The following is a 15,156-nucleotide window of genomic DNA, read 5'->3' as shown; positions in this document are numbered from 1 at the left end:
TTCACGTCAGCAGGCGCCACGGCCCGTTCGGCTTGCCCGGCTCCTCGTTACGGGTCCACCACGCGGCCTCGTACCGCTGCCCGCGGTGCTCCACCACGTCACCGGCCTCGGCGATACGGCTCGGCGTCCAGACTGCGGTGCCGTCGGCGGTCGTGGCGATCTCCTGCCACGGCCCGTACGCGTAGCCCGGCTCCTGGTCGCGGGTCCACCACGACGCCCGCCAGACGGCGCCGCGGTAGGCCACCTCGTGGCCCGCGGTGTACGCGGTCCCGGCGTCCCATGCGGGCAACGCCGGCGCCTCGGCCACGGTGAAGGTGCTGACGGCGCTGCGGGTCACGTGCCCCGCCGGGTCGCGCAGCTCGGCGTACCACTCGTAGGAGCCGCCGCCCTTGAGGTCGTCCAGCACCACCGAGACCTGCTCGGCGCCGACCGCCGACCGCACGTCCCCGACCTGCTGGCGCGCGCCGGCCGCGACGGTGAGCGACTCGGCCGCGAGGGTCCGCGTCGTGCTGCCGCCGAGGTCGATCTCCAGGGCGAAGTTCTCCGTGTCCGCGCCGTGGAAGCCGGGGATCGCGCCTGCGGGGACCTTGTGGTGCCAGTTCCCGTCGGACGTCGCCTTGCCCAGCAGGGGCGACCAGGTGTTGAAGTACATCAGGTCGTTCTCCGTGTCGACGCTGATGTGCTTGAGGTACTCCTGCCCGCCGTAGACACGCGACTGGTAGTCGGTCAGGACGCCGTAGGCACGGTTGCCGCCCGCCGTCTGCCGCGAGGCGACTCCGGTGCCGGCGATGTGGCCGCCGAGCACCAGCTTGACGTTCGGGTGCGGATCGACCAGCGCCCTGGTGACGTTGTCGTTCGACCAGCCGTTGACGCCCTGGTTCACCGAGTTGTGGGGGGCGAGGATCACCGCGTGGTCGGGGTGGGCCTCGATGACCCCCTTGGCCCAGGCCAGTCCGGCGTCGCCGGCGTTGTCCGCGGAGAAGAAGCCGACGGTGAGCAGCAGAAGCTTCGCCCCGTCGATCTCGGCCGTGTAGTAGTAGTTGTCGATGTTGTCGCTGCCGCCGAACCGCCAGGGGCTGCCTTCGAGACTCTTCTCGAACCGCTCCATCGGGAAGTACTTCGGCAGCATGACCCGGCCGTTGCGCGCGTCCGAGTAGTCGTGGTTACCCCACGAGATCATGTACGGCAGGTTTGCGTCCTCCAGCGCTCGCGCCGACGGCTCGGCGTTCACCCACTGGTACTCCTGCGACAGGTACTCGCGGTTGACCCAGTCGCCCGACTGCAGCACCAGCTTGGTCTTGCGCGCTGCCGCGACGTCGGCGACGTACTCGAACTGGTGCGTCATGAGGTCGGGCGTCGCCTGCGCGTAGAGCTGGGAGTCCGGCACGTGGTCGAACGCCCAGTCGTACCGGTCGGCGGCGGGCGGCGACTGGATGTCGTCGCCGGCCTGCCCCGGCAGCACGGTCAGGCCGCGCCAGACCAGCAGGTGCAGCTTCCCGCCGGCCACGACGTTCTCCTCGGCGCGGGCGGTCACGTCCAGCTCGACCGCGGCGCCGGACGGGTCCGCCCCGGAGTCCTTCAGGATCCAGCGGCGGGCCGTGTGGTCGTACACGTGGGCCGAGACGGTGCGCTCGTCCCCCGAGCCCGTCCAGGTCAGATGGAACTCCTTCTGCTCAGCCTGCTCGCCGGTCAGCGAGATCTCGTACACCTGGAACGGGTTCTCGTTCGTGCCCACCGTCGTCGGCAGCCGCTGCTCGCTGACGGTGCCGCTGGCGGGCGTCAGCGCGTCGGGCACCCGGTCCGGGGTGGTCCCGCTGCGCACCACGACGTTCGAGTCGTCGAGCGGGATGGTCGGGCCGGCGTAGAACGTGGCCTCGACCCGCTCGCGGTCCTTGGTCTGCGGCGTCGCGTTCAGCGTGACGCTCGGCTTCTGCCCGGAGGCCGCCGACGCGTCGTCGCTCACCTTCGGCGCGGCGGGCGCCACGGTGTCCTTGACCGTGACCGGCACCTCGACCGGCTCGGCCACATCACGCGGCCCACCGGAACCGGCCCCACGGGAACCGGCCTGATCGGAAGCGGCCTTACCGGCCTTACCGGTCCCGCCCGGCCGGCCGACTGCGGCGGCGTCCACCGTGAGCGTCTGCTCGCCGATCTCGTTCACGGGCACGCTGACCGTGAACGGCCCGGCGTCGACCTGCTGGGTGAGCACCCGCTTGCCGGCCACCTGCGCGGTGAGCACCGCGCGCCGGCTGACCGTACCGGTCACCTCGACCAGACCTGCCTCCAGCGAGCTGTTCGCCCGCGGGGTGCCGACCACCAGCGTCAGGCGCTCGTCCGCACGCTCGACCCGCGCGCCGAAGCTCACGGCGTCGCCGAACAGGTTCGCGTACCGGAAGGCCTCGAAGTCGGGCGTGAACGGCACGCCCGCGATCTGCACCTCGTCGACGAGGCCACGGAACGGCGACCGGAGGGTGCCGTCGTTCGTGTAGTAGTCGCCGATCGTCGTCTGCACGGCCGGGTCCGAGAAGGTGCTGCGGTACTCGACCATCTGGCTGTGCACCTCGCGGCCGTCGACGAACACCGAGTACGTCATGCCGTCGTAGGTCTGGGTGACCAGGTGCGGCTTGCCGTCGGCCGGGAAGCCGAACCGGTGGCTCAGGTCGACGTTCCCGAACTCGAAGCTGTTGCCCGCCAGGAGCGTGCCGACCTGCCGCTCGGCAGACCGCACGCCCTGCCAGAAGGTGAGCTGCCCGTCACCGGTCGCGCTCTCCTTCGCGACCACGGGAGCCGCCGAGCCCAGTGCGGCCAGGTCCTCCTCGGTGAGCGAGTACACGCCGCTGATCGCTATGCGGTCGTGACCGCCGCCGACGTCGCCCGGATACTGCAGGCGCGAACCTTCGAACCGTGCCTGGCCGGTGCCCCGCTCCGAGGCGCCGGTGGCCAGGTCCTTGCCGAGGACGAGGCCGGCCTGCCGGCCCGTGGAGTCGGTGCGGCGCTCGCCGCTGGCGGTGCCGCTGCCGAAGTGCTCGACCAGGGAGTACGCCTCGCCCCACACGGCCGTGGGGTCGTTGCCGGGGGCCCCGCCGCCGAAGTAGGCCCACACCTGCTGCGCCGACCTGGCGCGCAGGCTCGGCAGCCGGACCCACACCGTCGAGGTGCTACCCGGCTGCCAGGTCTCCACCTCGAACGGCAGAGGTGCGCCGTCGGCGGCGAAGAAGGCCAGCTTGTCCCGCTCGACGCCGGGCGCCGACGGGATGCGCAGCTGCACCGGCGTGCCCGTGAAGTCCGACGCGGTGTCGTTGCGGACGGTGACCACCTGGCGGGCGGTCGCGCCGGGGTCGGCCCAGGCTACGGTCTTGCCGTCCTTGGACACCAGGCCGCCCAGCTCGCGCAGCCGCCGCTCGGCGGCCTCCAGGCGTGACAGCCCGGTCAGGGCACCGCGCTGCGCCTCGGTGAGACCGTCGACGGCGTCGCGCACGACGGCCACCGCCTCGGCGTCCTTCAGCGTGACGTCGTCGACGGCCGGCAGCTTGTCGACCTGGGCGGCGACCAGGGAGATCGCGCGGTCGACGCCGAAGCCCTCGAAGAGGCGGGGCACGCCGCGGTCGCGGATGTCGTAGACGTTCACCGTGAGGCGGCCGGCCGTGACGTTCACCGCCGTGAAGTTCTCGCCTGCCTGCTCACCGGTGCGGTCGAACAGCCGCAGGTAGGGCTCCAGGTCCACGCCCTGCGGGTTGGTGGCCTGCGTGTAGTGCTTCGCACCGGCGGTGTTCGGCAGGAAGTAGATGGTGCCCTCGGGATCCACCGCGTACTCGACGCGCTTCCCGTTGCGGACCTCGGTGATCTTGGTGGTCTTGACGGGGCGAGCGCCCTCGACCCCGTCGGGGTCGGCGGCCAGCACCTTGGACCGGCTCATCACGTGGTCGTGGCCCTGCAGGACCAGGTCGATGTCCAGCTCGTCGATCACCGGCACGAGGGTGCGGCGCATCGCCATGACGTCCTGGTCGTCCAGGTGGGTCGCCGTCGTGTAGGTGCCCTTGTGCATGGACAGGATGAGCCACTGGGCACCGGCGGCGCGCGCGGCCTCGGCGTCGGCCCGGAGCCAGTCGATCTGCTTCTGGGAGATTCCCTCGGCCCCGCCCTCGTTGGTGTTGAGCACCATGAAGTGCGCCCGGTTGTACGTGTACGAGTAGTACACGCCCCTGGACCGGTCCTGGTCCTGCGGGCCCTCCAGCGTGAAGTGGTCGGCGAACGCGTTCGTCGCCGCGTCGTGGTTGCCCGACGCCACCGCGAGCGTGGTGCTCAGCAGGCTCGGGCGGGCGGAGTCGATCAGATCCATCCAGTCCTGCTCCCGGCCGCCGTCCTCGACGACGTCGCCGTTGTGCATGACGAACTCCGCGTCCGGCACGTGCTTGAGCGCCTTGGCGATGGTCTGCGCCGAGAGCTGCGCCTCGGCCAGGTTCTGCGACTGCGTGTCGGTCAGGTCGACGAACGTGAAGTCCTCGTTCCCGCCGTCCGCCGTGACGAACGTGCCGGTGGCGCTCCACACCTGCCCGGCCGCGTCGCCCACGCGGTAGTAGTAGGCGGTGCCGGGCCGCAGGTCGCGGGCGATGGCGCGGTAGAAGGTCTCTCCGTCCTCGCTCTCCTCACGCTGTGCCCCGACCGTCACCGTGGCCGAGCCCTCGGGGAACTCGCGGTCCGTGCTCAGCACGGCGGCGGCGCTGCCCGTGTCCAGCGTCGAATACCAGGTGAAGGCGCGCTGCGTGCCCGGGTCGCCGTAGAAGGTGGTGGTGATCCGGTTCGGCGCCTCGTCCGAGGAGACGTACTTCGGCACGGGATGGCCGAGCTTGCCGTCCCAGCTCCACTTCTCGGCGAAGTCCCAGCCGCGGGCGGTGTAGGTGTCCTGACGCGCGAGCGCGTCGGCCGTCGAGTCGGTTCCGTGCTGGTTCTTGGTGCCAGGGCCGGTGACGGTCTGCCCGCCGATGGTGATCTCGCTGCTCGCGAGGTTGTCCTGCGCGGTCCAGCCGTCGTACCCCGTGTAGCCGACGACGCGGCCGACGAAACCGTCGGTCTTGCCCGTGTAGTCGATCGAGCCGGGCAGCGCGACGTTGCCGGTGAACGAGCTGCCCGAGCTCGGGTTGCCCGGGTATGCCACGACGTAGGCGGCGTCGATGCCGCGGGTGCCGCCCGCGCCGCCGTCGGCCGCCACGGTGAGGTCCGCGTCGACGAGGTTGTTGCGGACCGTCGCGCCGTTGTTCGTGTAGGACACGAGACCCGCCGGCATCTTGTGCGCCCTGATCGTGCCGCGCACCCAGTTGTCGGTGACAGAGCCGCCGCGCAGCTCGGCGACCAGGCCCGCCACTTTCTCGGCGCTGGTGGCCGTCAGGTCGGCGTCGAGCACGGTGTTGCCCGTCAGGGTCGCGTCGGTGGCGACGACGGCGAGGCCGGCCACCAACCCGCCGCGGGTGCCGCCGTCGGCCTTGACGTTCGCCAGGGTGAGGCCGCGGATGGTGCCGCCATTGAGCTGCCGCACCAGGCCGAGCCGGTCGGCCTCGCCGCCGGCACTCTGCTGCGGGGCGTAGACCAGGCCGCTGACCGTGTGCCCGGCGCCGTCCAGCACGCCCTCGAAGCGGTTGATGCCGCCGAACGGCTCGCGCCCGGCGAAGTCGAGGTCGGCGGTCAGGACGAAGTGCTTGTCGCCGGTGTACCGCGTGTTGCCGGCGTTGAGCTGAGCGGTGAGCAGCTCCAGGTCCTCGGCGGAGGCGAGCTCGTAGGGCTGCTGCGCGGTGCCGCTGCCGAACAGCGTCGAGGTGTACTGCGGCACCGGGTGGCCCAGCGCGTCGTCCCAGCGCCAAGCGTTGGTGAAGTCCCAGCCCAGGCCCTCGTACGTCGCTCGCTGGGCGAGCTGCTCGGCCGTGGCGTCCGTACCGTGCTGGTTCTTGGTGCCCGGACCGGTGACCGGGTTTCCGCTGATGGTGATGGCGGCGTTGGCCAGGTTGTTCTCGGCCGTCCAGCCGTCGTAGCCGGTGTATCCGATGACGCGGCCGACGAAACCGTCGACCTTGCCCGCATAGGTGATCGAGCCGGACAGCGCGACGTTGCCGGCGAAGGTGGAGCCGTTGGGTGTGCCCGGGTAGCCGGCGATGAGCCCCGCGTCGATGCCGCGCGTGCCGCCGTCCCCACCCGGGGCGGCCAGCGTCAGGTCGGCCGCCACCAGGTTGTGCCGGACCTGGGAGTTCTGGTTGACATAGGCGGCGATGCCGGCGGGCATCTTGTTCGCGCTCAGGGAGCCGGTCACGAGGCTGTCCTCGATGGTCCCGTTGCGCAGCTCGGCGACGATGCCACCGACCTTCTCGGCGCTGTTCGCCGTGAGCGCCGCGTTCTTCACGGAGTTGCCCGTCAGGGTGGCGTTGGTCGCCACGACGGCGACGGCGCCGATCCAACCGCTGGTGCTCGTCCCGGCGTCGGCCCGCACACCGTCGAGGGTGAGGTTCCGGACCGTGCCGCCGTCCAGACGGCGAACCAGGCCCAGACGGTCGGCCTCGCCGCCCGCCGACGCCTCCCGCACGAGCTGGAGGTCGCTGATCGTGTGACCCGCGCCCTCGAACGTGCCCGTGAAGGAGTTGATGCCGCCGAACGTGCTTCCGCCGAAGTCGACGTCGGCGGTCAGCCGGTAGGCCGCGCCGCCGTAGCCGCCCAGGTCCCCGTTGATCGCGCCGGCGACGGTGCGCAGGTCGTCGGCCGAGTCGATCTGGTAGGGGTCGCGGGGCGTGCCGCCGCCATCGATCCCGGGCAGCGGGGCTGCTGCCGCCTGGGCCGCGGGAAGACCCGCTCCGAGGGCAAGAACTACGCCGAGCACGACGGCTAAGGGTGCGCGGGCGCGGGTGCGTGACAGCACGTGGGAAGGCATGCTGGGAGTTCATCGATCAACGCTGAATGCCCTCCGGCGGCCCGGCAACGCCACGGTGAACATCACAGCTTCGCACACAACGCTTTGGTATCGGCGCCGATTCGCAGGACGAGCACGGTGATCTGTCCCGAAGGCGGGGACAGGGTGCCGGCCTTTAACATTGCGCAGGTGACCACCTACGACGATCATGAGACGTTCGATCACCTGGACTACTCGTCCCTGCCGCAGCGCCAGCAGCGGATCCTGGTCACGATCCGGGACTGGGTGGTCAAGTATGGACACCCCCCGAGCACACGCGAGATCGGCCGCGCGGTCGGGCTGCGGTCATCCTCGTCGGTCTTGAAACACCTGAGGAGCCTGGAGGAGAAGGGGCTCCTCCATCGGGGCACGGCGATGACCCGGCCGATCGACGTGCGCCCGTTCCTGCGAGCCCCGGCCCCCGAACCGGCCGACGACCTGGTGACCGTGCCCGTGGTCGGAGACATCGCCGCAGGCAGTCCCATCCCGGCCGACGAACACATGGACGGCACGCTGACGCTCCCCCGCGACCTCACCGGGCGGGGCAACGTGTTCGGCCTTCGCGTGCGGGGCGATTCAATGATCGACGCCGCCATCTGCGACGGCGACCTCGTCGTCGTACGGCAGCAGCCCGAAGCGCACTCCGGCCAGATCGTCGCCGCGATGATCGACGGTGAGGCCACCGTCAAGGTGTACCGCCGACGCGACGGGCACGTCCATCTCGAACCGCGTAATCCCCTCTACGACATCATCGACGGCGACAGCGCCGTGGTGCTGGGCATCGTGGTCTCGGTCCTGCGCAGCGTCTGAACCCGGTACGCCCGAAAATCCACCGGCGTGCGATCGAAAACAATCCGGGTATCCGAACTGCGCCGGTAATCAGCTGACGACGGCGGAAATGCAAACGCATTCAGATCACGCCTACGGTAAACTCGACTTGACAGACGCCTGCCTGGATGAATGCGAGTCAATAGGCTGATCGGATGGGTGGTGCCGTGGGTCGCCGGCGCAATACCGCAGGCCGCTGGGCGTTTCTGCTCCTTATCGCTGCAATCATTACTCTCCTGATATGGGTGGGCCTGGCCTTCTTCGACGGTGGCACGGACACGGGTGACCAGGTCGCGGTCATAGCTTCGGCGCTCTTCGCCGCGACGGCCTTGTTCCTCCAGGTCCGAGCGACGCAGTCGCCCTCACGTCCGGACGTGACCGACACGGATTTACACCCCGAACAGCTGCGCCTGCGTCCTTTCCGACAGCCCGTCCCCGCGCCATCGCGGACTTCGCGCGATATCGGCGCCGAACTCGTCATCGGGCTTACGGCAGGTCTCGTATTCTCGCTCGCCTCGTGGTTCGCCTACGGCTTCGCGTACGAATTCTCGCACCATTCCGCCGAAGTTTTCGTGCAGGCCTTCGCACCGTGGCCGGCCACCTGGCTTTCCCCCACGGGCGCGCCCACCTATGTGGCAGCCGGTCTCATCCTCGGCTTGCTGGTCGGAATCTCGTACGCGTTCGTGTACATGTTCAGCGGGCCGAACGACGGGAATTCCGCGGTGAATACCTGGGACTTACTGTCCACAGACCGCGGGGTGACGCTTTTCCGCGTCGGCCTGGTCGGACTCTCGGTCTTTCTGGTGAACTTCATCCTGGTGGGCGGCCAGTACGGCGGCCAGTACGGCAACTGGGAATCGTTCCTCAGGCAGGGCTTCCTCTACGGCTTCCTGTACGGATCCTTCGCCGCACTGACCCGGCTCTTCCTCTCGGCGTGGGGAGGCTGGCTGCTCTTCGCACGCCTGTGGCTCCCGCTCACCGGCCGCCTGCCGTGGCGGCCGAAGCTCTTCCTCGACGACGCCCACGACCGGGGCGTACTGCGGCAGTCCGGCGCGGTGTACCGGTTCCGCCACGTCAGACTCCGCGACCACCTCGTCGACCAGCACCGTGCCAAGGACCTCGGCGTCCCGAAAGCGCCGGCGGCTCCCCGTACCGAGGACGATCACGGGGCAGAACGAGAAGCGCCGAAACACGTCTGACGCTGAGACGACCATCGGCGACACCGCCGAGAGCCTGCACCGCCTCGGCCTTATCAAGGTGTCATGAGTGCCCGGCGTTGACGGGCAGGCCACACGCTGATCGCCACTGCCGCCCGGAACCCGCGCGGCACCGGCACGTCCAGCACCAGCCACGGTCCAGGCAAGGTCCCGGCCGGGTCCCGGACGAACGCAGGTGACGGCCCGTTGACCGGTAGCCGCAGCCCCTGCGCCAGCCGCCCGCCGGCCGCCTTGACGCAGGCCTCGCGCCGCGCCCAGAGCAACGCGAAGCGCTCCGGCGACCCATCGACGAACTCGGCGTCCTCCACCGGGAAGAACCTGCGAGCGAACGCCGCCCGGTCGAGTTCGGGACGCAGCCGCTCCACATCGACGCCCACACTGCGCCCATACGCCACGGCCAGCAATGCCAGGTCCCCCGAGTGCGACAGGTTCCACTGCACATCGGGCCTCGTCGGCAAGTACGGCTTGCCGTGCCTGCCCACGGCGATGCGTACCTCACCGGGGCGAACGCCCATGCGCCTGCCGAGCACACGCCTCATGCCGGCATGGGAGACGATGAAGCGCCGCCTCGCGGCCGCGTCGGTGAGATCGGCCGCCCGGGCTTGCTCGTGGTCGTCGAGCCAGCTCGTCAGTCGGTCCAGATCCGCCGGTCGGGCGGTGGGAATCCGCCAGATCTCCACGTCTCGCCACAAGGTCACGATGCTCCCCCGGCACGTCGTCTGACGACGGGCGGGGCACCGGGTCGACCGCGTCATTCCTGGACGATTCTGCCTTGGGAGATGCCCTGGAAAACGTTGAGATGGTGGATGTTCCGCGTGCCCTCCATGTACTCGATGCCGCGCGCGTCCCGCACGAACTTGTCGAGCAGCGGATGCTCCAGCCGCGCACCGGTGCCGAAGAAACCGGAGGCCTTCAACGTCACCTCCTCGGCCAGGCAGGCCGCGCGCGACTTCGCCGCGGAGGCGAGAGGGCCCAGACCCGGATCGTCATTGTCCGACGCGACGGCGGCGCGGCGGACGAGCTGACGCACGCCTTCGATGCGCAGGCCGATGCCGTCGAGCTCGGCGCGTTCCCACGCGGTGAGCGTACTCCGGTGCGCGCGCACGTAGTCGTAGGCGCCGCGGGCGATCCCGAGACCGAGGGCGGCTACACCAGGCCTCAGCTGGTTCAGCGCGCGAACGGCGCCGAGCAGTCCACGCCTGGATGGAGACAGGTGCGCGCCGAGCAGCCGGTCGGCTGGGATCTCGACGGAGGAGAAGCGCACGTCGGTGACCTGGTTGCCGCACAGACCCACCGTGGGGATCGGCGTGGCGACGAAGCCCGGGTGGCCGGTGTCGGCGAGCACCGCGACGACGCCGAGCGGACCCGGCTTCACCCGGGCGAAGATCACGCCGAGGTCGGCGCGGATGGCGTTGCCGATGAAGCGCTTCGCCCCGTTGAGCAGCAGGCGACCGCCGTCCTGGGTGAGCGTGGTCTGCATCCCGCCTGCGTCCGATCCGCGTTCGGGTTCGGTGAGCGCGAAGAAGGTCCAGGTTGGGCGCTCGGCGATGCGCCTGAAGAACAGCTCCTGCTGCGCCTTGTTCCCGAGCTGCCTGACGAGCACCCCGGACATCGAGGGGCCCGGTGCGGCCAGCATCATGCCCGCGTCGGCCGCCCCGAACTCCTCACAGATCGTGACCCGCTCCATCCCGTCTCCGCGGAAGGGGTGGCCGTCGAGCGTGATCGGATCGTCGTCGTACTCCTCGGGGATCGAGGTCCTGGAGAGCAGTCGCATGCCGGGCAGGTCGAGGAGCTCGTACACCATGTCGGGTGTGCGCTCCAGGTCGAGCGCCCACTTCGCGAGCTCCTGCGCCCACTCGCGGACATGGGCACGCAGCACCGACTGCGGCTCGGTCAACTCGATCATTTCGTTGCCCTTCCGGTATAGGCGTCGGCCAGGAGTTCGGAGACGTGGGCACTCTGGCCGGGGCCATCGGCGCGAAAGCCGCTGCCGCCGAGGAGTCTCAGAAGCATGCGGTCCGCCAGCGTGATCCGCTGGTGGAGCGCCGTCAGATGGTCGTGGTCGAGATCGCCGGGCTGCGCCCCCTCGATCACCGTGAGGACCTCCAACTGCTCGATCACCGCCTCGGCCAGCTGGGCCTTGACCAGTTGGAGCAGCAGCAGCGGAGACCCGTCAGACCTGCGCCCGCCCAGGTAGGACCGGCAGTGTTCGAGGAGCCCTTCGGACAGGCCGTATCGCAGCCAGGCCAGCCCCAGTGTCCATTCGGGGTTCGTTCCCGCCCTGGCCGGTTCGCGCAAGGCCACCAGTGACCGCCCGTGCAGAGCCACCTCACGGAGGGAGGTGGCCGTGGCCTCCGCGCTCGCCAGCTCGCGCGGGACGAGGGCATGACCGGCCGGACCGTAGACGACCCTGCCCGCCGCCGGCCCCGCGTGCAGCAGGAGCGCCGCGGCGACCAGCCCTTCAGTCCTGGCGGTGGCTCGGATGGTCGCGTAGGAGGGTTCGTCGTGGGAATTCATCATGCCTCGCATTACGTGTCGAGTGTGCAGACGCTGAGGTTGCGCATCATGCGGTCGTAGTCGGCGACGGCGACCCGCCGGCCTGGCCACCCCGGCAACGCGGCGGCCAGCGCCACCCAGACCCCGGTGCAGGGCAGTCCGGGCGGCGCGACCCTGATGTCCTCGAACTCGTTCGAGAGGGTCGCCGCCAGGCCCCGGCCCGCGACCAGCGCCGTGTGCCCTCCCAGCTCAGCGGCGACCAGGCCGGCGACCCGCTGGGGGGGAACCTCGGTCCAGTGACGCACCTCGAAGCCCTCCGCCATGTCGCCGCCGTCGGTGAACACCAGTCCCGCGGTGCAGTCGCGAAGCGGCACGATCTCTTCCGTCCCTGCCACGTCATACGGCAGGCTCTGCTGGTCCATCACCATCAGCAGGCAGTTCGACGCCCCGTACGTCCTCAGGATCTTCAGGGCGGTGAAGGGAGCGATCACACCCTGGTCGGTCACCCCGAGCGGGAAGGGGTTTCCCGGAAGCAGTTCCGCGAGAAGCGAGGTCGGAGACCGGATCAGATCGGCGTCGGGCACCGCGGTCGCCAGGGCGAACATGTCGACCGGCGCCGGCCACGGCTCCAGCTCGGGGACCACAGCCTCTGCCATCTCCGCGTAGCTGTTGCGCCGGGTGGACATGTAGCCGGGGCGGAGGGCACGGCTGTACACATCGGTGACGTCGTGGATGTAGCTGTTCATCAGCGCGTAGGCCCTGCCGGAGGGGAAGGGCCGTCCCTCTGCGAACATCCGGGTCGTGATCCGGTGCAACCGCACGCTAGGCCTGCTCGACGACGTAATCGGCGAGCGAGCCGACCGTCTCGAAATGCCGCTGCTCCAGCGTGTCGGTGTCGAACTCGACACGCAGTTCATCCTCCAGCCGCATCAGCAGCTCCAGCACGCTGGTCGAATCGAGTCCGAGGTCGTCGAACAGACGGGTCTGCTCGTGGATCTCCGAGCCTTCCCTGCCGAGCATGGCGCCGAGGGCGCCCGCGATGGCACCGGTGATCGCGGAACGCTCGAGCTCCTGGGTTTCGCTCATGAGCTGGTCTCCTTACGTGGGATGAGTCGTTGCCTGTCCAGTAGGTCGTGGACGCTGTCCCGGACCCGGACGAGGTGGGCCACACCGTCGACGACCAGGACTTCCGCAGGATGTCCGTGGCTGAGGAAGAGCACCGGCGACGCGCTGGGGCCGTACGCGCCGGAGTTGAACACCCCGAGCAGGTCTCCGGGGTGCAGTTCGGGGAGCGACACCGCCTTGCCGATCGTGTCGTTGGGTGTGCACAACGGCCCGGTGACGTTCCAGGGTCCTGATGGCGTGTCAGTCCGGTCGAGCAGGCGGATCGGGAAGTTGCGCTTGACGAATGACCCGATGCCCACGGCCGCCATGTGGTGGTTGGTGCCGCCGTCGGCGATCGCGAACCGCTCGCCCAGCGAGGACTTCACGTACCGCACCCGTACGACGTAGACACCGGCCGGCGCGGTGAGATAGCGGCCCAGCTCCATGATCATCCGAGTCTCGGAACGGCGTGCGGCGAACTCCTCGATGACCGGGTTGAGCAGGCCGGCCAGGAGCTCCACGTCGAGGTCTCGCTCACCGTCGAAGTAGGCCACGCCGAGCCCGCCGCCGACGTCGACGATGTCGAGGGGGAAGTCGAGCTTCGCCGACAGCCGCTCCGCCATGTCGAGGATGAGCGCCGTGTTCTGGGCGACGACGTGTTCGCTGAGGATCCGGGTCCCCATGTACGCCTGGACGCCCACGACCCGGACGTTGGCATGTTTGCCCACCACGTCCGGCGCTCCCAGGAGTTGCTCCTCGTCGATGCCGAACTGGCGGGGCTTTCCGCCCATCGTCAGCTTCGAGCCCTTGACGGAGAAGGCAGGGTTGACGCGGAGCACGACGGCCGCGGTCCCGCCTCGTTCGGCGGCGAGGCGGTCGATCAGTTCCAGCTCGCCGAAGGACTCGCACACGATGGCGCGCACCGATGTGTCGAGGCAGGCGCGCAGCTCCGCCTCGCTCTTGCCCGGGCCGAGGAAGATGATGTCCTCGGGCGCGATGCCGGCCCGCACGGCGGTGGTCAGCTCGGCCAGGGAAGACACCTCGGCCCGTGCGCCGTACGAGCCGAGCAGGGCGCAGATGGACAGGTTCGGGTTCGATTTCAGTGAGAAGAAGATCTCGAGCCGTGAGTGCAAGCGGGCGCGCAGCCTCTCGTACTGGTCCCGCAAGATGTCACCGTCATACAGGTAGAACGGCGTGCCGTACTGCTCGGCCAGCTCACCGATCCCGATCCCCTGGACCTGGTACGCCGTCATGTCAGTCTCCTCACGATCTCGTGGTCGAGGGCGGTCCGGGCATCGTGGCCGTCGGCGATCAGCAGGCCGTACAGGCGCCCGTCGAAGGACGAGCCCTCCCTTGCGGCCGCGTTCACGGTGGCGAAATTGTTGATGAGCAGGCCGGTGCCGCCCGGGCCCTCCAGCAGCAGACCGGCCAGCTTCCGGCGCAGTACCCGGTACGGCAGGCGCTCGTCGAGCCGCAGCGGGTACTGCCTGGCCAGCGCCACCTGCCCCGGCGCCATGAAGCGCTCCTGGAGGGGCAGCTGGTAGGTCGACATGTTGTACCGTGCGTTGATCTCGACCACGGGATACAACCGCCCGCGCGTGTCCACCATGGCGTCCACGCCGACCACGCCGTAGAAGCCGTCCCGCGCGAGGATCTTCGCCAGCCGGTGGGAGGATTCCTCCAGCTCGGCGACCTGAGCGGCCGTGATCGTGGCCGGGATGCGGTGCCCCTTGTGCACGCCGTTCTCGGTCATGGCCTCCTTGACGAAGTCGAAGCGCGCGTTCGCGTCCGGGCTCACGGTGAACTGATAGTTGAGGTCGGCGGATTTGGCCACCCACTCCTCGATGACCAGCGCGACTGTGTCGTCGCCTGACTTGTCGGCCCGGCGCCGGATCATCGTATGCAGGCGCTCCAGCCTCTGCCGGTCCTCGATCACCACGATGCCCTTGCCGGAGACGCCGAAGGCATCCTTGATCACCAGGCTCCTGCCGTGTTCGAGCAGGAGCCTGGCCTCATCGAGCGCGGCCTCCAGCTCGGCCATGGTTTCGGCCGTCCACCCGGCCACCTGGCGCAGTCCGGTGTCGTCGGCGGCCCGGCGACTGTAGATCTTGCTGTTCACCACCTTGCACACGTCGGCCGGTGGTGTGACCAGTGGCAACCCGGTGGCGGCGGACAGCCGCTCCTCCACCTTCGAGGTGCCGTGAGGGGCCAGCCGAACATTTTCCAGCGCCGACAGGGTCTCCACAAGGTCCGGGTCGTCGAGCGCGTCGAGCGTCACGGTGCGTCGCGGGTCGTTGCGCGCGACAGTGTGGATCCGAGGCAGGGAGACACCCAGCTCAGCCAGATGGGCCACGTAGTCCTCATCGGGAGCCTCCTTGAGGATCACGTGGTCGCCGGGGCCCGCCAGGAGCAGGGTGAACTCGTCCATCCGGTGGACGATGGCGGCTCCGGCGGAGAATCCCGGGCGGGGAAGACCTTTCTCCCCCACCGCCCAGTGGTCCTCGACCTCGAAATTGCCGACGAAGGCCAGCGGGGCGTCCGGCGAACCCGTCAGCGCCGCTTTGACACGGTTGAGAAACATCG

10 protein-coding genes are annotated in these 15,156 nt (G+C 69.6%); 2 read left to right on the top strand and 8 right to left on the bottom strand.

Features of this window, described 5'->3' with window-relative positions:
- Position 1: 1 nt before the first annotated feature.
- Entirely contained in the window at positions 2 to 6,910 is a 6,909-nt protein-coding gene (locus ACTMTF_RS40020; protein ID WP_441115329.1) for a DUF2341 domain-containing protein, read from the bottom strand.
- A 219-nt stretch (positions 6,911 to 7,129) separates the two neighbouring features.
- Between ACTMTF_RS40020 and lexA the strand changes: the two genes are divergently transcribed.
- Entirely contained in the window at positions 7,130 to 7,738 is a 609-nt protein-coding gene (gene lexA, locus ACTMTF_RS40015; protein WP_441115411.1) for a transcriptional repressor LexA, read from the top strand.
- Positions 7,739 to 7,911: 173 nt separating this feature from the next.
- A complete protein-coding gene (locus ACTMTF_RS40010) occupies positions 7,912 to 8,955 on the top strand; it encodes a hypothetical protein (protein WP_441115328.1) in 1,044 nt (347 codons plus the stop codon).
- Positions 8,956 to 9,008: 53 nt separating this feature from the next.
- Here the strand turns inward: ACTMTF_RS40010 and ACTMTF_RS40005 are convergent, their stop codons facing one another.
- The 7 genes from ACTMTF_RS40005 to ACTMTF_RS39975 are packed head-to-tail and all read right to left on the bottom strand — an operon-like array spanning position 9,009 to position 15,154.
- Positions 9,009 to 9,671 (bottom strand): 4'-phosphopantetheinyl transferase family protein, encoded by a 663-nt coding sequence (locus tag ACTMTF_RS40005; RefSeq protein WP_441115327.1) that lies wholly within the window; start codon positions 9,669 to 9,671, stop codon positions 9,009 to 9,011.
- A gap of 53 nt (positions 9,672 to 9,724) precedes the next feature.
- A complete protein-coding gene (locus tag ACTMTF_RS40000; protein WP_441115326.1) occupies positions 9,725 to 10,879 on the bottom strand; it encodes an acyl-CoA dehydrogenase family protein in 1,155 nt (384 codons plus the stop codon).
- Positions 10,876 to 11,493, bottom strand: a complete 618-nt coding sequence (locus tag ACTMTF_RS39995) for a hypothetical protein (RefSeq protein ID WP_441115325.1) — start codon at positions 11,491 to 11,493, stop codon at positions 10,876 to 10,878. The genes ACTMTF_RS40000 and ACTMTF_RS39995 overlap by 4 nt, the downstream gene beginning before the upstream one ends.
- A gap of 8 nt (positions 11,494 to 11,501) precedes the next feature.
- Positions 11,502 to 12,290 (bottom strand): hypothetical protein, encoded by a 789-nt coding sequence (locus ACTMTF_RS39990; protein WP_441115324.1) that lies wholly within the window; start codon positions 12,288 to 12,290, stop codon positions 11,502 to 11,504.
- 1 nt (position 12,291) lies between these two features.
- Positions 12,292 to 12,555, bottom strand: a complete 264-nt coding sequence (locus ACTMTF_RS39985) for an acyl carrier protein (protein WP_441115323.1) — start codon at positions 12,553 to 12,555, stop codon at positions 12,292 to 12,294.
- Positions 12,552 to 13,826 carry a type III PLP-dependent enzyme gene (locus tag ACTMTF_RS39980; protein WP_441115322.1) on the bottom strand — a complete coding sequence of 425 codons (1,275 nt, stop codon included), beginning with the start codon at positions 13,824 to 13,826 and terminating at the stop codon, positions 12,552 to 12,554. Before ACTMTF_RS39980 ends, ACTMTF_RS39985 begins: the two co-directional genes overlap by 4 nt.
- Complete coding sequence (locus ACTMTF_RS39975; RefSeq protein ID WP_441115321.1) at positions 13,823 to 15,154, bottom strand: ATP-binding protein; 1,332 nt, start codon at positions 15,152 to 15,154, stop codon at positions 13,823 to 13,825. Before ACTMTF_RS39975 ends, ACTMTF_RS39980 begins: the two co-directional genes overlap by 4 nt.
- Positions 15,155 to 15,156: the final 2 nt, after the last annotated feature.

Source organism: Nonomuraea sp. ZG12 (assembly GCF_052068115.1).
In the GTDB taxonomy this organism is placed as follows: Bacteria; Actinomycetota; Actinomycetes; order Streptosporangiales; family Streptosporangiaceae; genus Nonomuraea.
This window is presented reverse-complemented; position numbering and strand designations above follow the sequence as displayed.